The 23,467-nt window shown below is 48.4% G+C and carries 21 protein-coding genes; 9 read left to right on the forward strand and 12 right to left on the reverse strand.

What is annotated here, in order from left to right; genetic code table 11:
* On the reverse strand, positions 1 to 817 hold an 817-nt coding region (locus EHO61_RS01170; protein WP_135811823.1), incomplete at its 3' end, for a KamA family radical SAM protein.
* Positions 818 to 912: 95 nt separating this feature from the next.
* On the opposite strand from EHO61_RS01170, the gene EHO61_RS01175 reads away from it, so the two are divergent.
* The 3 genes from EHO61_RS01175 (at position 913) to EHO61_RS01185 (ending at position 4,074) form a co-directional block, all read left to right on the forward strand.
* Positions 913 to 1,587 carry an HAD family hydrolase gene (locus EHO61_RS01175; RefSeq protein ID WP_135811824.1) on the forward strand — a complete coding sequence of 225 codons (675 nt, stop codon included), beginning with the start codon at positions 913 to 915 and terminating at the stop codon, positions 1,585 to 1,587.
* A 221-nt stretch (positions 1,588 to 1,808) separates the two neighbouring features.
* Positions 1,809 to 2,636: a GerMN domain-containing protein gene (locus EHO61_RS01180; RefSeq protein ID WP_135811825.1), complete on the forward strand. Its 828-nt coding sequence runs from the start codon at positions 1,809 to 1,811 to the stop codon at positions 2,634 to 2,636.
* Positions 2,637 to 2,820: 184 nt separating this feature from the next.
* Positions 2,821 to 4,074 carry a GGDEF domain-containing protein gene (locus EHO61_RS01185; protein ID WP_135811826.1) on the forward strand — a complete coding sequence of 418 codons (1,254 nt, stop codon included), beginning with the start codon at positions 2,821 to 2,823 and terminating at the stop codon, positions 4,072 to 4,074.
* On the opposite strand, the gene EHO61_RS01190 is transcribed toward EHO61_RS01185, so the two are convergent.
* Positions 4,037 to 4,423 (reverse strand): LIC11299 family lipoprotein, encoded by a 387-nt coding sequence (locus EHO61_RS01190; RefSeq protein ID WP_135811827.1) that lies wholly within the window; start codon positions 4,421 to 4,423, stop codon positions 4,037 to 4,039. The two genes, EHO61_RS01185 and EHO61_RS01190, sit on opposite strands and share 38 nt — an antisense overlap.
* 72 nt (positions 4,424 to 4,495) lie before the next feature.
* Entirely contained in the window at positions 4,496 to 5,602 is a 1,107-nt protein-coding gene (mqnC, locus tag EHO61_RS01195; protein WP_135811828.1) for a cyclic dehypoxanthinyl futalosine synthase, read from the reverse strand.
* Positions 5,603 to 5,908: 306 nt separating this feature from the next.
* Between mqnC and EHO61_RS01200 the strand changes: the two genes are divergently transcribed.
* The gene (locus tag EHO61_RS01200) at positions 5,909 to 7,993 is read left to right on the forward strand and encodes a (Fe-S)-binding protein (RefSeq protein WP_135811829.1); all 2,085 of its coding nucleotides are present in this window, start codon (positions 5,909 to 5,911) and stop codon (positions 7,991 to 7,993) included.
* A 334-nt stretch (positions 7,994 to 8,327) separates the two neighbouring features.
* Here the strand turns inward: EHO61_RS01200 and EHO61_RS01205 are convergent, their stop codons facing one another.
* Both EHO61_RS01205 and EHO61_RS01210 read right to left on the reverse strand, forming a co-directional pair.
* Entirely contained in the window at positions 8,328 to 8,924 is a 597-nt protein-coding gene (locus EHO61_RS01205; protein ID WP_135811830.1) for a CsgG/HfaB family protein, read from the reverse strand.
* 274 nt (positions 8,925 to 9,198) lie between these two features.
* Positions 9,199 to 10,812, reverse strand: coding sequence for a peptide chain release factor 3 (locus tag EHO61_RS01210; RefSeq protein WP_135811831.1), 1,614 nt, complete (start codon positions 10,810 to 10,812; stop codon positions 9,199 to 9,201).
* A gap of 298 nt (positions 10,813 to 11,110) precedes the next feature.
* On the opposite strand from EHO61_RS01210, the gene EHO61_RS01215 reads away from it, so the two are divergent.
* Both EHO61_RS01215 and EHO61_RS01220 read left to right on the forward strand, forming a co-directional pair.
* On the forward strand, positions 11,111 to 12,043 hold the full coding sequence (locus EHO61_RS01215) for an ornithine carbamoyltransferase (protein ID WP_135811832.1): 933 nt from the start codon (positions 11,111 to 11,113) through the stop codon (positions 12,041 to 12,043).
* 101 nt (positions 12,044 to 12,144) lie between these two features.
* Positions 12,145 to 13,134, forward strand: coding sequence for an HpcH/HpaI aldolase/citrate lyase family protein (locus EHO61_RS01220; protein WP_135811833.1), 990 nt, complete (start codon positions 12,145 to 12,147; stop codon positions 13,132 to 13,134).
* Positions 13,135 to 13,439: 305 nt separating this feature from the next.
* On the opposite strand, the gene EHO61_RS01225 is transcribed toward EHO61_RS01220, so the two are convergent.
* Positions 13,440 to 13,880, reverse strand: a complete 441-nt coding sequence (locus EHO61_RS01225; RefSeq protein WP_135811834.1) for an LIC11177 family protein — start codon at positions 13,878 to 13,880, stop codon at positions 13,440 to 13,442.
* Positions 13,881 to 14,020: 140 nt separating this feature from the next.
* Positions 14,021 to 15,025, reverse strand: a complete 1,005-nt coding sequence (locus EHO61_RS01230) for a rhomboid family intramembrane serine protease (RefSeq protein WP_135811835.1) — start codon at positions 15,023 to 15,025, stop codon at positions 14,021 to 14,023.
* A 161-nt stretch (positions 15,026 to 15,186) separates the two neighbouring features.
* Here EHO61_RS01230 and mtnA point away from each other — a divergent pair, with 161 nt between their 5' ends.
* Positions 15,187 to 16,275: an S-methyl-5-thioribose-1-phosphate isomerase gene (mtnA, locus tag EHO61_RS01235; protein ID WP_135811836.1), complete on the forward strand. Its 1,089-nt coding sequence runs from the start codon at positions 15,187 to 15,189 to the stop codon at positions 16,273 to 16,275.
* 18 nt (positions 16,276 to 16,293) lie between these two features.
* Here mtnA and EHO61_RS01240 read toward each other — a convergent pair whose 3' ends face one another.
* From EHO61_RS01240 to EHO61_RS01255, 4 genes are all read right to left on the reverse strand, one after another.
* Complete coding sequence (locus tag EHO61_RS01240) at positions 16,294 to 17,784, reverse strand: DUF342 domain-containing protein (protein WP_135811837.1); 1,491 nt, start codon at positions 17,782 to 17,784, stop codon at positions 16,294 to 16,296.
* 247 nt (positions 17,785 to 18,031) lie between these two features.
* Positions 18,032 to 19,060 carry an alpha/beta hydrolase family protein gene (locus EHO61_RS01245; RefSeq protein WP_135811838.1) on the reverse strand — a complete coding sequence of 343 codons (1,029 nt, stop codon included), beginning with the start codon at positions 19,058 to 19,060 and terminating at the stop codon, positions 18,032 to 18,034.
* Positions 19,061 to 19,097: 37 nt separating this feature from the next.
* Positions 19,098 to 19,610, reverse strand: a complete 513-nt coding sequence (locus EHO61_RS01250; RefSeq protein WP_135811839.1) for a chemotaxis protein CheX — start codon at positions 19,608 to 19,610, stop codon at positions 19,098 to 19,100.
* On the reverse strand, positions 19,601 to 20,620 hold the full coding sequence (locus EHO61_RS01255) for a hypothetical protein (RefSeq protein ID WP_167884776.1): 1,020 nt from the start codon (positions 20,618 to 20,620) through the stop codon (positions 19,601 to 19,603). Before EHO61_RS01255 ends, EHO61_RS01250 begins: the two co-directional genes overlap by 10 nt.
* Before the next feature lie 130 nt (positions 20,621 to 20,750).
* Between EHO61_RS01255 and EHO61_RS01260 the strand changes: the two genes are divergently transcribed.
* Together EHO61_RS01260 and lpdA are read left to right on the forward strand one after the other, a co-directional pair.
* Positions 20,751 to 21,494 (forward strand): class I SAM-dependent DNA methyltransferase, encoded by a 744-nt coding sequence (locus tag EHO61_RS01260; RefSeq protein ID WP_135811841.1) that lies wholly within the window; start codon positions 20,751 to 20,753, stop codon positions 21,492 to 21,494.
* Between the two features lie 103 nt (positions 21,495 to 21,597).
* Positions 21,598 to 23,016 (forward strand): dihydrolipoyl dehydrogenase, encoded by a 1,419-nt coding sequence (lpdA, locus tag EHO61_RS01265; protein ID WP_135811842.1) that lies wholly within the window; start codon positions 21,598 to 21,600, stop codon positions 23,014 to 23,016.
* Here lpdA and perRB read toward each other — a convergent pair.
* On the reverse strand, positions 23,006 to 23,464 hold the full coding sequence (gene perRB / locus EHO61_RS01270; RefSeq protein WP_135811843.1) for a peroxide-responsive transcriptional repressor PerRB: 459 nt from the start codon (positions 23,462 to 23,464) through the stop codon (positions 23,006 to 23,008). The genes lpdA and perRB overlap by 11 nt on opposite strands.
* Positions 23,465 to 23,467 lie beyond the last annotated feature (3 nt).

The raw sequence follows: 23,467 nt of genomic DNA on the forward strand, positions 1-23,467 counted from the left end.
GGTTCCCCACGCTTACCCCCGCCTTGATGAGATTCAGAACGGCATCTTTGGCTTCAGGAGTGCATTCTTTTTCATGATTGAATTGAGTATTACAAAATATGGATAGACGATCCGAATTGTGGGATTCGATGATTCCGCAAAGTTCGGGGGTGATTCTCATAGGCAAGGTGACCGGATTTCTGGTTCCCAATCTACAGATTTTCACATGCGGAATCCGTTCCAAGTTCTCCAAAATCCAATCTATCTTTGCGTCCGAAAGATTCAACGGATCTCCGCCGGAGATCACCACGTCGGAAATTTCGGAATGGGAACGGATGTATCCGAAACATTCTTCCAGATCCTCCGTTTCCATCCTTTCAGACGTGTCGGAAACTTTTCTACCTCGCATGCAATGTCTGCAATATACCGAGCATTCGTGATTTGAAAACAACAACACCCGGTCCGGGTACATGTGTGTCAGTCCTTTTACCGGAGACAAGCCCTCTTCGTGCAGCGGGTCAGCGGCTTCCTCCGGAGAAAAAAAAGCCTCTTCTTCCCTCGGCACGATCATTCTTCGGATGGGACAATTCGGATCGTTCGGATCGGACAAGGACAGGTAATACGGACTGACTCCTACGTTCAATCGGATCGTTTCCCGAATTCCGATACGTTCGGATTCGGTTAACGTGAAATATCGATCCAAATCCACGGATCGGATCCGATTCCGGAGCTGCGCTTTATAGTCCGTCCATTCGAAAGAGGAAAAAAGGCGGGAACGTTCCTCGGAAGGCTTCCCGTTTTTCTGTTCCTGAACGATGTTTTTTCCGGTCCGATCCATAACGCCTTTTTCCATTACGGACCAAAAGGACGGAAAATCAAGCGAAGGAAAAAAGGAATGCCTCCAATTCTCCCACTCGCACGATGGCCTTGCCCATGAATTGGAACCCTAAATCAATCCGTGCTCTAGCCTTCGATGTGGATGGAACCCTTTTTTCCTCCGAAGGAATCATCCTCGAAACCTATGCCGAAGCGATCCGACTCTTTTCCGTTTCCTCGGGGATCCCCTTACCCGTTCCGGACCGGGAAAGAATCATGCTGGAAATCGGAAAACCGGTAAAAACGATTTTCCTGAATTTAGTGCCCCAGCTACAGGAATTCCAAAGGGACCAAATCTCGGATTCCGTCCTTCGTCTTTTAGTGGAAAAAATCAAATCCGGAGCCGGGGAATTCTATCCGAAAGTCAAGGAAACCGTTCTTTCCTTAAAGCGAAAAGGCTTTCGGATTTTGGCGGCCTCCAATGGAAGAAGGCCGTACGTGGAGACGATTCTGGAGGTTTCCGGAATTCTCCCCCTATTCGACCCCATTCTGATTCTGGACAACGCTTCCCTCAAAACCAAGGGGGACTTGGTAGCGGGCTACCTCAAAAAATACGAATTATCCCCTACGGATCTCCTGATGATCGGCGATCGAAGTTCCGATTACGACGCGGCGCGAGAAAACGGATGCCCCTTTGCCTTTTGCGCGTACGGCCACGCTCCCGAAGGAGAAATTCCCGATTGGGAAATTTCCCTATCGAAATTGGCGGATTTGGATGTGATATTGGGTTAGGCCCCACCCTGCTCTGGGTGGGGGCCGGTGCGGTGGTACCCGAAGCACCCACAGCACCCGAACCAACGCCAAATATCAGATTCTTCCGGTCTTGAAAACCCGTTTTTTTCGAGCAAACCTTGCAGGAGGTCCCCAAAGACTTCCGAATCCGGGCCAAAGAACCAGCCGGAACCGCTCAAAAAGATGAGAGGAGCATTCCGAGATGTTCCGAAAATCAAAATGTGCCGGATTCGGAAAAACTCAAATCCCTACTGTATGTCCTGACGGGAATTTTATTCGTACTGGTATTGCTGGATAAATCCACCGGTTCGGGCTTCCGCAGTTCCGCATCCAAAGAGGGAAATTCCGGATTCTTCTCGAGATTCAATACTCTCGGAAAAAACAACCCCCTTCCTCCCGCTCGATCGGGAGAAAAAGAGTCCCACGAAGAGGTTATGGACAAAGCAGAGGACGAAATCTTATCCGAATTGATGCAAAACGGAACCGCCTCTGTCGGTCGGGATTGGTCGGAAAGTGAATCGAATGAATCAGACGACATTTATATTCCCGTAGTCGATCCGACACGGACTTCCGGCGCGGAAACCGCGGAACGTCCCCTTCGTCAGGAACCGGGAGACGTGGACCTGTATTTCCTGAAATTCTTCGGAAAAGGAAACAAGAGCCATTCCAGGTTAGTGCGGGTGAAAAGAAACTATTCCTCCGGCGATAAACTGCATTTCATTCTGCGGGAATTGTCCAAAGGCCCAGTACCGGAGGAAAAAACGAAAGGGGTGCTAAACGCGCTACCGCAGAAGTTTACGTACTCGAGTGAATACAGCGTCGAAAACGGAATCCTAAAACTCTCGTTAGGAAGCGAATTCGAATCCGGAGCAGGGCCGGAACTGTTGAAAGATAGAGTGGACCAACTTTGCTACAGCTTGCTGGAAAATTTAAACATCAAAGGGATCAAGCTGTACATTAACGGCAAGAAAGTACATTCCCTTGGCGGCGTCGGCTTGCCGATTCCGGAAGTTCTGACGAAGAATCCGAGGAAAATTGTCGTCCTGTAAAATTCAAAATCCACTTTTTTGACACAATCACACGTTATTCGCATTTCTTAACAAAGTTCCCAAATCGATTCGACGTTTTTTTTGCTTCGTACAAATTTCTTTCTTGCATGCAGAACGGAGGAATCTTAACCGTGGATCATAGACAGATGAAATTCGATTTAACTGTTCTAAGCGGAAAAAAGAAATGTTTCAGTGGATTCCTTTCGGTGATCTTAGAGTTCGGCACCTATTCAGGCGGATTCTATTCAGCAACTACCCGAACGACTTTATCGAGAAGAACTTAGCGGACATTCGCCAATCTCTTGCGATCCACTATTCCTTCTGTATTTTAATCAGCCTCTTCACGTTTCTCATTCCTGATTCCCGAACGTTAACGGGAGAACCGCTATTTTTACTGCACTCAAGCCGGATCACGTTGATTCTGCTCTCCCTCCTATTTCTCTGGAAGAACTCCCGGAAGACGGACTGGAATCCGCAAAATATGGAATCGTATAAGGTATGGTCCTCCTCCGTACTCCTCGTATCCTTTTTACCTTTCCTTTATATGGATGAGATCCATTACGACATTTATCTCCACCAGGCGACCGCTATCCTTTTGAGTATGAATATCCTGCTTTGGTTGACCACTTCCACCGTGGTTTTGGTCAATCTCGCCTTCGGAGGGGCGTTTTTCGGAGTCTGCTATCTCTCCGATTCCCTTTCGGAAGCGTTCCAAGAATTCCCGATTCTCCTCACGTACGTATTTCTGGGAACATTCGGAAACGTAATCATGAACTATTGGAGAATGATGGATTACCGGGACAAAACCAAGCTTTCCAGAGCGGTGATACGGCTCCGAAAAAAGAACGATCAGATCAGAAGGATCTCCAATATAGACGACCTCACAAATCTCTACAATCGACGTTATCTGATCGAACAGTTCGATATATTCAAAAAGCGGGCGCGCAGATACAAATTCAATATGGGTTTGATCATACTGGATTTGGATCACCTCAAAGAGACCAACGATAAGTTCGGACACATGACGGGGGACGAAGCGCTGCAAACATTATCCGCAGTGATGAAATCCAGAGTACGCGCGACGGACGTATGCGCCCGAATCGGAGGGGACGAATTCTGCATCCTTCTCGATTCCGTGGATCCGTTAGGACTCGAAATGCTAAGCGAATCCCTCCGAAAAGGAGTGGAACACCAAGCCCTATCGGAAGAAGACGAATACGGAAATCCGATTTACGTCACCGTATCGATAGGCGCTACAATTCTACCCTTCGATCAGGATTTTACGTTCGACGATCTATACCAGTCCATCGATTCCGCTTTGTATGAATCCAAAGGCGCGGGACGAAACAGGGTCACGATCGTAACCGCCCGCAAGCTGGAAAAAAAAAGGAATAAAACCTCTACTTCTTGGCCGGGGGAAGTTCGTATATATAGGTGAGTTCGCAATACTCCCCGTCCCCGAAATACGTCTGAGCCTTTTGTTCCAAAAAAAATAATCTGTGTTTTTGGTTGGGTTCCAACTCGTCCAGCCTCTGAGTCACCTGCAATTTGGCCGCTTCACAGGAGGATTTTTTCATTTTAAAAAAATCCTGCTCATCGACGGAAACGGTGGAGGCCTTTCCGACGGCGTGAAACTCGTATTTATGAGGTCCTAAAGTGTTTACCGTAACGCCCGTCTCCATATGAAGCCTTTCTTTGTGCGCCCTGGAACAGGAGGAAAAAAGAAAGGAACCTGCAAAAAACAAAATGAAAAGACGGGAAAGCACGAAATCGAGGCCAAAACTCATACCGAAACTCCTTAACGCAATCTTTCGAAAATAATAGTGTTCTTTTTAGGAAATCATATTACACTTTTCTTATCAGGAAAGCGTGGAAGAAAATTCCCGTCCTTCGTACCTATCGTAGTTATAGAGAAGGTCTCTCCGTTTCGGCTGAAAACCGCCGTCTTCGAGGAATTTTAAGGCTTCCTTTTCCGTCTTCAGCCCGAAAGACCGAAGCACGTTCTCCTCGATAACCACGGAGGAAATATCGTCCGCTCCGCAAAAAAGCGCGAGTTGTCCCACTCCTTTTCCCAAAACCATAACCGAAGTTTCAATATGTTTAATATTATCCAGAAAGATACGGCATATTCCCAGTACTTTCAGGTATTCGGTGGTGGGAACCGACCGGACCTTGAAACGCTTGGTTTGAGGCTGAAAAGTCCAAGGGATAAAGGAAAGAAAGCCTCCGGTTCTATCCTGTAAATTCCGAACCACGGAGAGGTGCTCTATCACTTCCGCCTTAGTCTCTTCCGAACCGAAAACGATATTCGCACTTCCGGGTAACCCCACTTCGTGACAGATTTCCATAGCTCGCACCCATTCCTGTGTGCTCGCTTTTTTAGGGGAAATAATATTACGCATCCGATCCGTCAGAATCTCCGCACCGGCACCCGGAACGGAATCCAAGCCGACGCCTTTTAGAATTTCCAAGACCGATGCCAAAGGTTTTCCGGTGATCTTTTCCAGATTGATAATTTCCACGGGAGAAAAGGCGCGGATATGCATGCTCGGATATTTTTTCTTAACGGAGGAAATCACATCCAAATAATAGTCGAAGGGAAGATCCGGATACACGCCTCCCTGTAAAAACATCTGGTCCGCTCCCTCCGCGACCGCATAATCCATCTTTTCCAGGATTTCTTCTTTCGAAAGCACGTAGCCCTTGCCGTTTCCGATCTCGTCCATAAAGGAACAAAAATTGCATTCAACATTGCAATAATTGGTATAGTTGACCACGCGAAACATGGTATAGCTCGCGGAAGCGAGTGGAAGAATTCTTCCACGAAGCTCCCTTGCCGTTGCCATGATTTTTAAAGGATCTCCGTTCTCGTACAATTCCAGAGCTTCGGCGGGAGAAATCCTTTCTCCGTCCAAAGCTTTTTCTAAAATAAAATCGGAGGGTTGCTTTTGGAAGATTTGGCTCATTTCTGGTATTGGCTTTTTTCTTACTTCTTCCTTTCAGACTTTTCCTGTACCCGAAAAATGCGACTTCTTTTTCCGTCTTCGATTTCAGAAAGATGGGTTTTGCGACTAATTCTCGATTAATGGAAAGAAGATCCGTGCCGATGTCTCCGCGTATTTTAAAATAGCATTTCCAAGATAACGAAGACACGATTCCCCTCTCTCGTCGTATAGAACGGGCGTTACGCCAATTTTTCCTGGACAGGGTAATTCGCGATCGTTACGGTGCTTTTGAAGACCATCCAAAGACAAAGGTACTACTGAAAGATTATGGCTATATCTAAGATCGCCTTCCACGTGATATTCACGGCTATGTTTGCAGTGGCGAACTTCGTGTTCGTTCGTGCGGTTCTCTACCGTCTCAAACTCGTTTTCAACGGTAGAAAAGCTGCCGGAACCGAAGACTTCCGGGAACATCCGAACTGGGCATTCCGAATCAAAAGCTTTCTGACGAACGTTATCTTGCAGAAAAAGAACTTTAAAGAACCTCTTCGCGGGATCATGCATGCGTTCATCTTTTACGGATTTGTCACCTATCTACTGCATACATCGAGCCAGATGGTTGCCGGAGTCTTCGGTTACGGATTGGAAGACGCTTATAAATTCTCTTTAGTCGGCGCCATATTCGGAGATACCGTCAACTTCGTATACGAGTATGTCCTGCAATTCGTATCCGTTCTCGTTTTAGTCGGTTTGGGATTCTTCGCTTGGAGACGTTGGATCCAAAAGGCGAAAGGTCTGGACGTTCATTCTCCCGCTTCGGCCATCGTAATCGCAATGATTTCCATCCTGATGGTTTCGACTTTGTTCGGCGAAGGAGCCAAAGCGGTCGGAGCGGAATACGCGGATCCGATTCATGATGCGGCGCCGATCGCGGCGGGAATCGGAGCCGTTTGGCAGGCAATCGGAGTGGAATACTCCACCGCGGATTTGGTTGTCCAAATCATGTGGTGGACTCACATTCTCGCGGTCTTCGCGTTTATGCTTTATGTTCCAACCTCCAAGCATGCTCACCTGATCTTCGCACCTTTTAATTATTTCCTACAATCGGATACTCCGAAGGGCGCTCTCTCCAAATTGAATCTGGAGGACGAAACCGCAGTTTGGGGAGTGAACCGGACGGAAGACTTCCCTTGGCCGAACCTTTTGGACGGCCTCTCCTGTATCGAATGCGGTCGCTGCCAAGTGCAATGCCCTGCGAATCGTACCGGAAAAGTCCTGAACCCGAAAGCGATCATCGTGGAATTAAAACATGCACTCATGGAAAAGATGCCGGAAGTCGCCAAAATTCGGGGAACCCAACCGGAAGGCACTGCCGAAGCGGTTGCCGCTCTAGACACTTCGGTAATCAACCAATACGAAGGACTGTCCGAAGAAGCACTCTGGGGTTGCACCACCTGTTATGCCTGCGTGGAAGCTTGTCCTGTGGGAAACAACCAAGTGAACGCGATCATGGAGATGAGACGTCACTTGGTTTTGGCAGAATCCAAGTTCCCGACGGAACTGCAAAACGCATTCGTAAACATGGAAAACAATTCCAATCCTTGGGGAGTCGCCGCGCATTCCCGTGCGGATTGGGCGGAAGGACTAGGAGTAAAAACTCTCGCGGAAGATTCCAACGTGGACGTGCTCTATTGGGTAGGTTGCGCAGGGGCTTACGACGATCGTAACAAACGGATCGCCCAATCCTTCGTAAAAATCCTCCAAAAAGCGGACGTGAAGTTCGGAATTCTGGGAACGGAGGAAGGATGTTCCGGAGATTCTGCCCGGAGAGGTGGAAACGAATATCTCTACCAAACGTTGGCACAAGCGAATGTGGATACGATGAACGGATACAACGTTAAGAAGATCGTAACCGCTTGCCCTCACTGCTACAATACGATCAAAAACGAATACCCGCAGTTCGGAGGAAACTTTGAAGTGGTCCACCACTCGGAGTTCATCAACGAACTTTCCAAAACCGGAAAGATCGATGTCGGCGTGGCGGAAGATGCGAACGCGGGCAAGTATACCTACCACGATTCCTGCTACATTGGACGTTATAATGACAACTACGAGAATCCGAGAGATGTGGTTAAAAAAGTCTCCGGAGGAAAGTTGGCGGAACCGTCCGACCATCATACCAAGGGTCTCTGCTGCGGAGCGGGAGGAGCTCAGATGTGGATGGAAGAGCAAAACAACGATCGAGTCAATTTCAAGCGGACCAATCAATTGCTCGACACCGGAGCCACGACCATCGCTACCGCTTGTCCTTTCTGTATCACTATGATCACGGACGGGGTCAAACAGGAAGGAAAGATAGAAGAAGTAAAAGTGAAGGATATCGCGGAACTCGTGGCGGAAAATCTAAAATAAACCGCAAGCGCCGACGGCGATATTCCCTTGAAAAGCCTCCGAACATCGGAGGCTTTTTTATTTAGAAAAAAATCTTCATTCCTTCGGGGATCCCGGACAAATCCCCTACTCACTGGAAAATGTTCTAAAACGATCGGAATAAAAAAAAGCGGAACATAGTGTCCCGCCTGAATCATCTGGTGCAAATACAGTACATACGACGGGAACGGAAACGCGGACTCTACGGATACTTCCGATTTTTTTTATCAGGAACTGAATTTTTCCGTCAAAACCGAAAGGTGACAGAATCCTCGCCTCTCCCCCAAGCGCAAACCCTCGGACTTCCGAAGAGTACCTAATTCTTGAGTTTTTTACTCAGGCGATCGTACAGGGTATTTTCCACATCGAGTAGAGTTTGTTCCCCGTTATTAAAGATGGAATGTCCTTTTAAGATCGCTTCCCAAGCGATGACGCCTGTCTCTATGTCCACCGCTTTTACGATCACTTCCGCTATAAAATGTGCTCGTACTGCCTTTTTGGCAACGTTATAATGGGTGATCTTTCCGAAGAGAGCGTAGTTTGCGTTCAGGAGCTTTCCTATATTCAAACCGTCGCTTTCCGCCAAACCGGTCTTACTGAACGTCATTTCGTTTACCAATTTGTCGACCCGACTTCTCTCCAAAACGGTCAGCCCCGTTTTGACCAATGCCATCTCCGCCTTTTCCCGATTCCGGTCTTCGATGATCTTACGACGGTTCTCCACCGCTTGTTTCAATTGCAGCCCTTCCGCCATATCGAATGGAAAAACGATGTATTTGTCCTTTCCAGGTTGGGAAATTCCGACTTTCCCGACGGTGACCTGCACTTCATATCTTGGCAATGCGCTTCGGCAATCCAGAAAGAGAAGGAAGGAAACCAGGAAAGGGATATAGGGAAGGATTTTTTTGTTCATGGGTGCTCCAGTTCGATGCGATTCGGAAAAGATATCTCCGCGACCCGCGTCGTTCGAGCGGGCGAAAAACGGATCAATGCTTACCCTAATCCCCGATTTTTCAATCCAAAGATTGGCCAGGATAGAAAAAGTAAAGGTATCGATTTACTAAGCGAAATGTAGACCACGGAAAAAAGGAGAACCGCACTCCGGAAAATCGGCTCCCTATACATTCCATTTTCTTAATTCTTTTTCCTCCGGTGCGGACGGAAAATCGGGGTTAAGACAATTCGATTTAAGGTTCGGGAATTTCTTGGGTCGGATAATCCAAAAGTCGGATCTCCGGATTCTTCTTCTGAAAATATCCCTTTTCCCATTCGGAATCGAAAAGTAAGGCTGCTCGGCCTATGCTATCCGTAACGAGATTGGATCCACTAGGGACTTTCCCCAAATCCTCTGCGGGGAGCCAGCAGGAAACCTGATAAGGAAGAATATTGATATTGGTGGGAGCTCCGTACTCGTCCTGAAGTCTTCTGCGGAAAACTTCGAACTGCAACTGCCCCATTGCACCGATCACCGGAAGTCCGCCGCCCACCGTTTGGGAAGTGAACAAATGCAGAATTCCTTCTTCCGCCAGTTGTTCGATTCCCTTTCGAAAACTTTTTAAGGCCCCCGTTTCGACACAAGACAAAGTGGCGAAAATTTCCGGCGCAAAAACAGGCAGAGGTTTTAAGTCCGGGACTTTTCCCGAAGCTAGGACGTCTCCGATAGAGTACGTTCCCGGATTGACGAGCCCGATGATATCTCCAGGGTACGCTTCGTCCACGGTGTTCCTGTCCTGGCCGAAAAAAGCGAAGGAAGAGGAAAGCTTCACCTGTTTTCCCAATCTTCCGTGGTTTACGTTCAGTCCCCTCTCGAACTTGCCGGAACAAACCCTCAAGAATGCGATCCTGTCCCTATGCGCCTTATTCATGTTTGCCTGGACTTTAAATACGAATCCGCTAAAGGGAGTCGTCACCGGATCCAATCTGGAGCCGTCCCTTAACGGAAAGTACAGCGGAGGAGGAGCGATTTCCAAGAAATGATCCAAAAACAATTGGATTCCGAAATTGTTCACAGCCGATCCGAAAAATACGGGAGTGATCTTGGATTCCAAAAATTCCGTTAGAGAAAAGGTTCCGATTCCGTCCTCAACTAGTTCGACCTCCTCCCGAAACGCTTTCAGAACCCAATCCTCGAACATGGAATCCAGACTCGGATCTTCTACTCCGGAGCTCTGGAACGCGGATTTTTGAGCTCCTCCCGGAGTTTTGTCATACGTATAGATCTTTTTATCGATGCGGTTATAGACACCGCTAAAATCCACGCCCGTACCGATCGGCCAAACCATCGGTATCGCGGTGATTTCCAATACTTTTTCGATTTCGTCCAATAGCTCGAAAAGTTGTTTCGTGGGCCGGTCCATCTTATTCACGAACGTGACGATGGGAATTCCGCGGTCTCTACATACTTTGAAAAGCTTGATCGTTTGGGGCTCCACACCTTTCCCCGCATCCAAAACCATGACCGCCGTGTCCGCCGCGATCAAGGTGCGATACGTATCCTCGGAAAAATCCTCGTGACCCGGAGTATCAAGAAGATTCAAAACGTGGTTCCTATATTCGAATTGCAGTGCTGCGGAGGTGATGGAGATTCCTTTTTCTTTTTCCATCTCCATCCAGTCGGAGGTGGCAGCCTTTCTATTCTTCCTCGCTTTTACGGCCCCGGCGAGTTGGATCGCACCTCCGTAAAGTAACAGCTTTTCCGTAAGAGTGGTTTTCCCGGCATCGGGGTGAGCGATGATCGCAAAGGTTCTCCTGCGTTTTGTCTCTTCTTCTACACTTCTTTGGGTTATCGCCGATTCAGACACTCTCCGTTTCTCCTCGCAAGGAATACGATTTTCCGGGCTCGGGCCTTGTCAGCACGAAAACCCGCGGATTTATTCACGGATTCGTATCTATCCGGTAAACGCCTCGTAATCAGATTGCCCCATATTCCTTTTTCGAAACTTCCGATTCGGATTTTCCTTCTTCCGAATCGAACGCTTTTTTCCCCGGAAAACACTCGGGAGGGGAATCCCTCCTCCTATTTTTCCGTTTCCTTTTCCCCGCTTTTCAGGTTGTCTTGCATCTAGAGCCGTAGTTTTCTGGCCTTTGATCGTCGATAATATGCAACCGCCTAAGACCAAACATCTGATATCCTGGAAAGACTGGACCGATCACGAGGTCTTGGATCTGCTGCAGTTCGCAATTCACGTAAAACACCATAGAGCCAATTATTTGGGCCACATGACTGGGCGCACCCTTGCCATGCTCTTCCAAAAAACCTCCACACGGACCCGTGTTTCCTTCGAAGTCGCCATGACCGAAATGGGAGGCCACGCGATCTATCTGGACTGGATGACTTCCAACTTCCTTCTTTCGGACATCGATTTAGAGGCCGAATATTTGTCCCGGAACGTTTCCGTTATCATGGCAAGGATGAGAAAACACGAAGATCTTCTGCAATTGAAGGAAGGTTCCCAGGTACCGGTCATCAACGGATGCTGCAATATGTTTCATCCCTGCCAATCTTTGGCGGACATATTGACCATCGCTTTGGACAATTCCAGGCCGCTTTCGGATCTGCAAATGACCTATATAGGAGTTCACAACAATGTCGTGAACTCGCTCATCGGAATCACTTCCGCATTGGGAATGCGATTGACTCTCGTGACTCCGATTGCGGATCCCGAAAACATAGACACACCCACCGTGGAACAGGCCAAAAAGAAAGGAACCTTGTTCTGGGAGACCGATCTGATCCAAGCGGTGAGAAAAGCGGATTATATCTACACGGATACCTGGGTAGATATGGAGTTCTTTAACGATCCGAATTTCGCGGATAAGAAAAAGGCGAGAATGGAACTCATGATGCCCTACCAGATCAACGAGGCACTTTTAAAAGAGACCAATGCCAAAGTGATGCACGATATGCCGATCCATTCCGGATATGAGATAACTAGAGAAGTGGTCAGGAGTCCCCGTTCGATCATCTTCCAGCAGGCCGAAAACCGGTTAGACGCACAAAAAGCGGTAATATTGCAGCTCTTGGAAGCCTAGGACAGGATCTCTAAAAATCCGTTGCCGGGAGGGCCCGCTCCGAGAACGCTGTTCCCAGAACGGCCGCGATCGGCTTTAAAAACGGAAACAAAGGTATTTCTATGTCCAAACAAACCCATCCCAAGGATGCGCTATTCGAAGGAGAGAAGCCCTTCCCCATCATTCCTGCATGCGAGCACTTTGCCGGCTCCGAAAAACTGATTACCAAAGCTCTGGAGCTACAGAATAAACTCGGCGGTCTCTTCGACATCACTATGGACTGCGAAGACGGAGCCCAAACCGGAAAAGAAAAAGAACACGCCGAGATGATCGTCCGCATCCAGAATTCCGAGCTCAACAAACACAATATGAGCGGGGTGAGAATTCACGATTATACCAACTCTTTCTGGAAACAGGACGTCGATATTATCGTTCCGGGTGCCGGAAACAAAATCGCATACATCACCATCCCTAAACCGACGAAAGCTTCCCAAGTGGAAGAAATGATCACCTATATCCAAGGCGCTGCGAAAAAAGCGGGAATCAAACGTGAAATTCCGATCCACGTACTGATCGAAACTCACGGAGCTTTGGCGGACGTGGAAAAAATCGCAGCTCTTCCTTGGATGCAAGTTGTGGATTTCGGTTTGATGGACTTTATCTCCGGTCACCACGGAGCAATCCCGGCGTCCTGTATGAAAAGCCCGGGACAATTCGATCACGAATTATTAAGAAGAGCAAAAGCAAGCTGTGTTGCTGCAGCTCTGGCTCATGGAGTGATTCCCGCTCATAACGTAACTTTGGATTTGAAAAACCAATACCAAACTTACAAAGACGCAAAAAGAGCTCATGACGAGTTCGGATTCCTTCGTATGTGGTCCATCTATCCGACACAAATCCAAGCGATCTTGGATGCAATGTCTCCGGATTATAGCGAAGTTCAAACTTCCGCAGCGATCCTTGTCAAAGCACAAGATGCGGAATGGGGACCGATCCAGCATGACGGAGATCTTCACGACAGAGCGACTTACCGTTATTTCTGGGAAGTTCTCCAAAAAGCGAAGATCACCGGAATCGCAATCCCGGAAGAGGCCGCAAAAAGATTCTTCTAATTCGAAAGGGAGTATCATTTCGGAAAAGCCGCAGGTAAAATTGCGGCTTTTTTTATTCCCCACCCTGCTTTGGGTGGGGGCCGGTGCGGTGGTACCCGTTCCGCCCCACCCTCGATCCGCAAGCAAGCCGTTAGCACAAAATTTTAAATTCGGCAAGTGATTTTACTCGCCCCTTTTTCTGCAGGAGCTCCCCTAAAGAAAAGACCGTTTTCCACCGGACTACGGAAGAGGATTTCCGGCAAATCACAAACTTACCGGCACTCCTCGAATCTCTTTTGATTTAGGTTGGAACTGCGAATCTTATTTTATTTATTGAACCGATCGTTCAACTTTCCGATCAGCTCGGAGAGACTACGTTCCATATAATCCCATGCCTTTTTGCTCATCGGCTCCAGCGGCATTTTTTTTTGGAGTTGCTTGAAGCGATCGAAGGATTCTCTAGCAAAATCCAGAAATCGCCTGGGAGTGATTCCTAACCGGTCGAATTGCGCCTCGTTTGCATTGAATAGCTCGGCGACTCTTTCCCGATACTCTCCTTCCAAAAAGTAAAAACGAAGATCCGACATGGACTCATCCATCGTTTTGTAGATTTTGGAACCGGGACCGTCCTCTTTCTTAACGGGTGCGGGGGGATCGGGCCTGACTACGATGACGCTTTTTGACTTTTCTTGTTCTTTTTTTGCGAGTTTCTGAAATTTCTCCCGTTTCAGAACCTCGTTCAGAGTCGTTTTCTTCTTTTCCGCCAATGGTTTCGGACCCTTTTACGTTCTATGCATCGAGGACTCGATTCGAAACTAGCATATAAACTCGGAAAATTTGTGTCCAGTAGTTTACGCCGCTTTTTAGATCGGAGGATAAGATCGATCCGTACTCTTCGCACGATATTTTAGACGAGAGGATCTTTTTCTCCTAACTTCCGGAGTTCGCAATTTTGCAGCCAATCGCATCGTAAACAAATCGGATCCTCCGGATTGTAGGTCGGCGGGGGACAAAGATTCGTATCCTTAGCTTGGATAGGAAATAGAAACTTCTTTTTTTCTTCCTTCGTGGCCAACGACCCGAGAGTTGCGAGAAGGTCCTTGTTTTTCCGGATTTGAATTTCGAAGGAATCCTCCAAGGATTCCGTCTTTGTTGGGAGCACCCGCCTTCCCCGTTTTAGAAACATAGGTCCTTTAAAAGGTTTTCCCCAATGAGAAAGCAACTTCCATCCGAGGAATCCGAAAACAGTGCCCCCCAAATGACCAGAATTACTCATCATTCCAAAAAAGGATTGGTGACCTTCGTTTTGTCGGTATTGCAGAAAGGTAAAAAGGTCGTAAGCAAAACCGACCCCTACCAAAACCCAAGGGGCATATTTCGCACGCACGGGGGGAAAGACGAATCTCGCATCCGGAAAAATCAGACCGAACACCGCCAAAATTCCGAACACGCCCGCGCTGGCACCGATGGTGACCGTATGATAGCTATCCCAAGCGCTGTATTCCGGAACCAAGCCGGAGACATGACCGATATAAGCGAAAAGAAGAATAAAGATCCCGCCTCCGAGTTGGGACAACAGGTAAATGCTAAAAAATTTCCATTCGCCTACATAACGACACACCCAGAAACCGAGAGTGTACAGACCGAACATATTCATTCCTATGTGAAGGAAGGGCATAAAGAATCCCTCTCCGACCACATGCAGAAAACCGTAGGTGAACACCTGCCAGACCATTCCTTTTTCCACGAGCAAACTAGGATTCAGACCGAAAAAGTAGGTTAAAATTCCGCTCCCGGGCTCCAACATCAGTAAGACCCAAACGAGAAGATTTACGATGAGGATGAGATTCAGCGGATGGAATATGGAAAATCCGAACAGCTTCAGACTAAACCCGGAATTTCTCTTTGCCATTCAACAAGGATTCAGGGAACTGGTAGTGGAGTCAAGTAGGCAAAGCCGGGGCTGATCGCCCCGGTTCGTCCTCATCCCTTTGGGAGAAGGGGATGATTTCAATCACACTGTAATGATCGTAGGAAAGGAGGGTCCTCTTTAGTATTTGGGGGCAAAAAAAGTTGGAAAAGCAGAATTTACGTCCGATTTTTTGGGAGGGAGAAGCTCTTCGTCTGTTGGACCAACGACTGATTCCCGGAAAAAAAGAATGGTTCCTCGCGTCGAACGCGAAGGACGTCATTTTTGCGATTCGTGAAATGATCGTCAGAGGAGCTCCCGCGATCGCCATCACCGGATTATTCGGAGCCGTTCTGGAGCTCAAAAAGGTCGGATCCAAACCTTCCTACGCCGAATTCGAATCCTTGCTTTCGCGCATCCTGGAATCTAGACCTACCGCGGTGAATTTACGCACTGCCTTGGAAGAACTGAAATCCCTCTTTCCGTTGCACTCTTACGATTCCTTACCCTTTCCCGAAATGAAACGCAAAGCGGAAGAATTTGCCGTCGCCACTTACGAGGAAGACATTCGAAATAACATGACCCTCGCGGAACACGGACTCTCCCTTTTTTCGAAAACGGATCGCAAATTGCGGATCCTGACTCATTGCAATACCGGCGCCTTGGCTACCGCGGGACACGGAACCGCATTGGGAGTGATCCGTTCCCTCCATAAGGCGGGTTTCGACTTAACCGTATATGCGGACGAAACAAGACCCTATCTCCAAGGAGCCCGATTGACCGCCTGGGAATTGAAAGAGGAAGGAATCGAATCCTATCTGATCACGGACAGCATGGCCGGCTGGGCAATGGCTACGCAAAAGATAGACGCAGTGATCGTAGGAGTGGACCGAGTTGCTGCAAACGGGGATTCCGCCAACAAAATCGGCACCTATCCTCTAGCCATAGTGGCAAAGTATCACGGAGTCCCGTTTTACATCGCAGCTACGGAAAAGAGTTTTGATTTTCGGATTCCTTCCGGCAAAGAAATTCCGATAGAGATGAGAACCCAAGACGAAGTCACCAGATTCAGTTTCTTAAAAAAAGCGGACGGAACGCCCGTGCTGGAAGAGGGAATGATCGCGCCGGTGGACGTAAAAGCATTGAACCCGTCCTTCGACGTGACTCCGGCGGATTTGATCACAGCGTTTATTACGGAAAGAGGGATCGTAAAACCGCAGGATATCCGATCGGTATTCGGCTTACGCCTCTGATCGGAATTTTCTTTCTTCCTATTTTTGGGGTTTTACCGCGACCATCGCGGCCTTGTCCTGCCCCGGGTGGAAGCGCATCATGAATGCTGATTGGAATTTCTCCACCTTTTCGATCTGCCTTCTGTATTTGATAACGCCTCCCTTGTATGCCCCTTTTCGGACTACGAGTTGCACTTCCCCGGGATGAAATCTAGCGGCTTTTAAGGCCTCTACTTTGTTTTTTAACGCTTCGATAAATCGGCTTTTCTCGTTATACTCCGCAAAGACTTTACGATAACCTTCTTTTTTCTCCTCGGGAATTTGGCCCCTGGATCTCTGGACCAGTTGCTTGATCTGCTGGATCTTGGGGAGAACCTTCTCCATCTCCTTTTCCGCGGAGTGAAGTCTTTTCGTCAATTCTTCGAAGGCACGATCGTTTCTATAATGAAATCCTAATTCTACTACCGTATCCAATTCCGCCTGGGAGCCCAAATGTCCACAGACCAATCCGGTAAAAGCGGTCACGGTCGAGGATACTAGGTTCGAGTTCGCCCCGTTCAAGGCGACGGTACCGAGGCAAAAGATTTTCGAGTTCAGAACGAACCCTTCCACCACCAGATCCCCGTCCACTTCTATCTCCGCGTTTTCGATGAACTTCGCGGAAAGATGGCCCCCGACTTTGATTACGTTCTTGCCGTCACCTTTGATTCCGCCGCTCACTTCCAGATCTCTTCCGACGGAGAGCTCGGAAGATTCCACGTTTCCTTTTACGATCAGACTTCCGTTTGTGGTTACGGAAGCGCCCGGCTCGATATCTCCCTTGACCACGACATTACCGTCGTAGTTGACGTTCCCGGTTCCGAGGCCTACGTTGGAATCGATCTGCAATTCCTGGGAAACGGTTACGGAAGTTTCCGTAGAAAAAATAGCGCCGTTGGTGGTTGAAAAATATTCCCGCAACTCTTTGCCGTCCACCAATCCGGTTCTTTCCTGGACGTTCTTACCTATCGTAAGTTTCGGACGTTTGATTGAGGGCGGCGCGATGGGTTTTCCGAAGACGTCTACTCCCTGCTTTCCGGGAATCCCTTCGAAAAGGCTCGCCAGCTTTTCCCCTTCCTTTACATAAATATAACGTTCGATATTTCTGAAATCCGCTTTTCCGTCCTCTCCGATCTTTACGCGTTGGGCTTGAGGATGGTAGAACTTGAGCCAGCCGTCCTCTCCTTTCATTGCGGGGACTCCCGCTGCAATCGGGAACGTGACGGGAGAAAAATTCATTTTGGAAGTGGCTTCCGCGAGTTGCTTGAGTACTTGGTAGATTTTGTCGTTCAAAACCCTTTCCTGGGAAATGTCTCTGCCGTGCAAAAACTCCAGGATGACTCCGGTAGATAAGGCCCGCCCTCTGATCATCCCCGGACGGATCGTAAGCTCCGCGGATAAAGCATCATTGGCCACCTTTAGGGTGAATACGCTTTCCCAGCTGGTATCTTGTTCAGGCAACCCTGACTTTTGTTCAGTACTCACTGCCATTCTACCTTACTAACAATCGAGCCCCGGCCTCTGTTGCTTCGTTTTTTCGAAACAACACTAAGTTAACAAGTTTCTGACTTTTCGATTCTTAGTTCTTTTTTTCGCGTCGACAAGGGGAACCACCGACCACTGTCGAAGTCTCACATGCCTCCTTATATTCGTCGACTAACAAACGGTCCGACTCGAGGTATTTTAGGACGAAACTAGTAACTTACTTGACGGATAATTTCGTACAAAACCGCATCGATTACGCAAAATCCGACGCCTTTTCGAGAAAATATCCCCAGATCCGCGCCAAAGGAAGAATCTCGGGGATTTGGGTGTAGAACGGCAAATGATCGCCGTGGGTCAACAATTTCGAGCTCAGATGGTTGGAGTCGATTTTCCGTTCTCGCAAAGCGGAATATAAGGTTTCGGATTCGGTAGGTGGTATTACGGGATCGTCCGCGCCGTGCAACAAAGCGATCGGAGTCCGCCAGGAATCGACGACTCCCCTGGGCGAATTTTCCCGAATGAAATTCCGGGGAAGTTGGTTCAAAATCTCTTCGGAGAGTTCGGCGCGAAACGAGGGGTCACCCACGTTTCTCACGAATTCTTTTTCCTTTTCCGAAAGGTCCGAAACCAATTTCGAGGAGACGACCGCGTCTCCGGTCCGTTGCAAGCCAGCATCCAAAGAGGATTCCAGATAAAACCGTTTTAAACCCGTAAGTTCCGGACGGATCTTGTCGACGTAATTGTACAATACCACAAAAACCGCATATGGATCCCTCTCGAAATTCGAAACCACGTACGGGAGCGTCGTTCCGAAATCGAAGTAAGTACCTACGAGCAAGGTTGCGGCCAGCCTCGACTGATCCTCCTCCTGTGCTAGCGCGACCATTCCCATCCCCGCGGAAAAGCTCGCGGAGAGAAAAGAGACAGGCTTTTCTTCCCGTTTTCCGACGATCCGAAAAACGGACCGAATCTTTGCGACGGTTTCGTCGGTGATCTGAAGATTTTTCACTTCCGTCAATTCGGGAAGATACACGTTGAACCCTGTATTTCTCAGGTGGGTCGCCAGCACCAAAATTCTATTGTCCTCGATTCCCTTGGCGCTCATTCCGTGCTGCAGATAGATCACCGGAGCGTCATCTGACGAACCGAAAATTTTCGTTCGTATCGGGACTCCCGTTTCCGACTCCAATTCGACTTCGCGAATCGTAGGCACGGGGGAATCTCGAAATCCCGCATAACGTAATAAAAATGGAAACCCGGTAAATACGGTGCCGTCGATCATTTCGATTTTGGATAAGGTTTCGCGAATCCGGAAAGATTCAATATTTCCTCATAAGCAAAACCAGATAGATTCTGCCCAGATATTGTTTTGCGATTTCGTCCTTTAAAAAATATATCAATATGTATTGTCTATATTGTTCGGAATCTATCGGAACGAGTTTATGGTTCAGATTCTCCGGAGGAGATACTTCCATTTCGAATCTTCCCGATTTCATTTCGGATATCAACTCCGCGCAGATTTGGTTCGCGAATTCGAGCATGATGGAGGCGGCATGACTTCGTATCGTAGGGTCTATATGGAAGGATTTGGCTATCTTCGGAAGCAATTTCAGCTTCGTATATCCGTCCATAGCGAGAAATAACTTTCCTTCCGCCTCTCCCTTGAATTCCACACAGGTACAGTTTTCGTAACATAGCCCTTCGTTCTTCGAAGGACCGAACGCTTCCCTTACCGCATGCACTCCCAAACTCTTGTCGATGAATTCGGGAAAAATCTGCGAAACGGTCAATATGAACTTTTCGTCGAGGAGAGGATCTATATTTACAGACATACGAATCGGTTCGGTCCTTCTTCCAAAGATAGATACAACGCTTCCCTTGCCTTCGGTTCCCAATCCTTATCGTCTTTCCTTACACGGACCGCTGCGCCCACATTCAGCGTACGCTCGGGAGAACCTAAAAATTCCATCAGGGAAGGAAGAGACTTCTGCAAAGAGATCCAGTCGGAAGTGGACAAAAACGAAGCCGCCCGATTTCCGCGGATTCGATAGAGAAGGACGGAATCGTGGAATTTCTCCGACCACCATCGCCCGAAACTTTTCAATAGGACGGAACGTTCGTCGATCGAAGCGAACTCCAAGAATAGTAAGATTTTAGGTTCTTCTCCTTCCTTCTTTTCCTTTTCCAAGGCGTTGCAAAATGCCAAATAGGATCCCCATCCGGTTTCGGAATCCTCCGTCTTCGAGGAAAGTGCCAGAACTTCCGCAAAAGAGTGTATTCTCCTGGATATCTCTTTCTCACCCGATTCCCCGCAATCTTCCAGACCGTTACACACGACCTTTCCCATCTCGGAACCTTCCCATTCCAAAACCCAGGTTAATCCGTTCGACTCTTCCCCCACCGGTTCCGGAAATCCTTCGGAAACGACGATGAGGCTTCTCTGTTTGGATGCGCAATGACTCAACTTTCCGTACTGGGAGAACAATTGAACCTCCCAATTTCCGTATGCGGAAAGGGAATCCAAAAAATCCCGGATGGATTCGTAGATTTTTCCCTTTACCGGCAAATGAAAATAACTTCTTGGGGCAAGGTCCGAAACCGTTTCGATTTCGGAGGAGTGCTTCGGGAGAAAAGAAACGGAACTCGGATCCGCGGTTTTTTTCTCCGGAGAGTTTGGAGGTTCGGCGGAATTGGAAGAAGGTTCCGACATTTCCTCGGAAAAAACTTCCTTAGGGACTTCGGAAGATTCCGACTTACGTTCCAAATGGGTCACCACTGCGAACCCGAACAATGCAAGAAGCGCAAAAGATACGCTTCCCAGAGCAAGGATTTGCCCGTCCATCCAAACCGAAGGCTGTTCTGCGAAGCCGGGAAAAATAAGAAAAAAATCCCTGAAAAATTGCATTTTATCGGACTCCGTTCCGTTACTATATGTAACGGGCGGATTTCTCCCCGGCTCAAACGATTTTTCCATGAAACTGTATTCGGAACTCGCGGAATATTATTTCGATATAGAAAAGAACGCCCGAAAGTTCGATTTAGAAACCCAATTTTTAGACCGACTCTTCCGCAAACACAGGATCCGAAACGTTCTGGATCTGGGTTGCGGAACGGGAGAACATGTGACCCATTTCCAGGGTCTCGGTTATAAATTGAGAGGGATCGATTCTTCGGCAAGAATGATCGAAGTCGCCAAAAAACGATACTCCCATTGTAGGTTCGAAGTCGGCTCTATGCAAACGTACAAATCCCAGGAACAATGGGACGGGATCATCAGCCTATTCGGCTCCTTCAATTACCTGCTCACGAACGAAGAAGTGGAATCCACATTAAAACAACTGGAGTCGAACCTAAAACCCGCAGGGATCGCGGTTCTGGAAGTATGGAATGCGGAACCGTTACGCAAAATCAAACGCAAAGCCATCACTCCCGTTTCCCAAACCAAAACTAGAAACACCGTGATCCAAAGAAACCGGGGATTCAGATTGGTCCGTGCGGACCAGTCCACGGTGGTGGAAGTCAATTATATCTATAATTTGAATTCCAAGGAAGTAAAGGACAAACACCTGATGCGGGCCTATTTCCTGACCGAATTCCAAAGGATCCTATCCAAACACCGTATGGAAATCCTAAACGTATATTCGAATTACAACGAGGTAAAGTTCCGCAGCAATGCCGGGCGGATGATTCTCGTACTGAAAAAGAAAAGCGCATAAAGATACCGGGCATTGCTCGGTACGCCGCCCGATTCCGAACGGATCCGAAAAATCCTTCCCAATCCGCATTCCGTTTGAGATCTTAGGTCCCCGGAGGAAATAGATGGCCGAAAGTTTTGATGTGACCGTAATCGGCGGAGGACCGGGCGGATACGTAGCCGCAATTCGCGCGGCGCAATTGGGTCTAAATGTCTGCTTGATCGAAAAGGACAGACTCGGCGGAATCTGCCTCAATTGGGGATGCATTCCCACCAAAGCTCTTCTGGAATCCGCTCATCTTCTGGAGTCGGTGCGCAAGGCGGAATCTTTCGGACTCAAAATTTCAGGGATCGCCGCCGATTTTCCCGCAGTCGTCAAACGTTCCAGAGGAGTCGCCGATACGATGGCCAACGGGGTCGATTTTCTCATGAAGAAAAATAAGATTTCCGTTAAGAAGGGAAGCGCGGTGTTCAAGGATAAGAACACGATTTGGCTTCCCGATTCCTCCAAGGAGGAAATCCATTCCGAATTCTTCATCATCGCTACCGGGGCAAGACCGAGAGAACTTCCGGGACTTCCGTTCGACGGAGAAAAGGTGCTTTCCAGCAAACACGCGATGATCCAAGATTCCGCCCCGAAATCGCTCGCGATCGTCGGAGCCGGCGCCATAGGAGCCGAGTTTGCCGATTTTTACGCCAGCATGGGAACCCGAGTGACCTTGATCGAAATGCAGGATAGAATTCTGCCGCTGGAAGATACGGAAATCTCCGGACTATTGAATCGTTCCTTCTCGAAACGGGGAATCCAGATTTTGGTAAATGTGGGGGTCTCGGATCCCAAAGCGGACGCGAAAGGGGTTTCCTTTCTTCTAAAGGGAGAAGGCCTTCCTACGGAAGGAGAACGCAGGGAATTCGAAAAAGCGTTAGTCGCCATCGGAGTCGTCCCGAACACGGAAGGAATGTCCCTGGAGGAGATCGGCGTCTTTTTGCAGAAGGGATTCGTCAAAGTGGACACCAAATTAAAAAGCAAAGTACCGAACATTTATGCGATCGGGGATTGCATCGGAGCTCCGTTATTGGCCCACGTCGCCTCTATGGAAGGGATCAAAGCCGCGGAAGCGATTTCGATCGCCAAGGGAAATCCTCACAACCTGATCTTCGAACCTATCGACTATGATAAGATTCCCGCTTGTACCTATTGCCATCCCGAGGTCGCTTCCGTTGGAAAGACGGAGGCGGATGCGAAAAAAACCGGCATCGAAATCTCCGTGGGAAAATTTCCTTTCCGGGTCAGCGGCCGCGCCCAAGCCCTAGGAGAAACCGAGGGCCTAGTCAAGCTGATCGCGAACAAAAAGACCGGAGAATTACTCGGAGCCCACTTGATCGGTCCGAACGTAACGGAACTATTGGGAGAAGTGAATCTGGGAATGGGTTCCGAACTGACTCTGAAGGAGATTGCGGGAAGGATACATGCCCACCCTACCCTTTCGGAAGCCTTAATGGAAGCCGCCGCCCAAGCCTTGGGAGAAGCGATCAACCTATAGCGGACGAATTGGGCCTTGGATCCATGGTCCCGGAGAACAGGATATCCACCTTATTTACCTTGAACTCGGTCGGAAGTTCGGATTCGAGGTGAAGCATGGAGGAATCCACATCGTGAAATTTCCCGGTAGCCTCGTCGAAGAAATGGTAATGGTCGTCTATATTGCTATCGAATACGGATTTTCCCAGACAGGAAAATTTGAACTCCCGTAACAGCCCCGCCGAAACCAGGACGTTCAACGTGTTGTAAACGGTAGCGAGACTCATCTTAAAGGATTTCCGGTCCACCCATTCCTTTACTTCTTCGGCGGTAGGATGGTCCGCTTCGCAAAGAACGTATTGGCAAATGGAAATCCTCTGCATGGTCGGCTGGATGGAAACGGATTTTAGACGTTTCGCGATCTCGTCCGGAGTAAGACAGTAATTATTTTTTTTACTAAAATGATCCATTCT

This window comes from Leptospira fluminis (assembly GCF_004771275.1).
GTDB lineage: Bacteria > Spirochaetota > Leptospiria > Leptospirales > Leptospiraceae > Leptospira_B > Leptospira_B fluminis.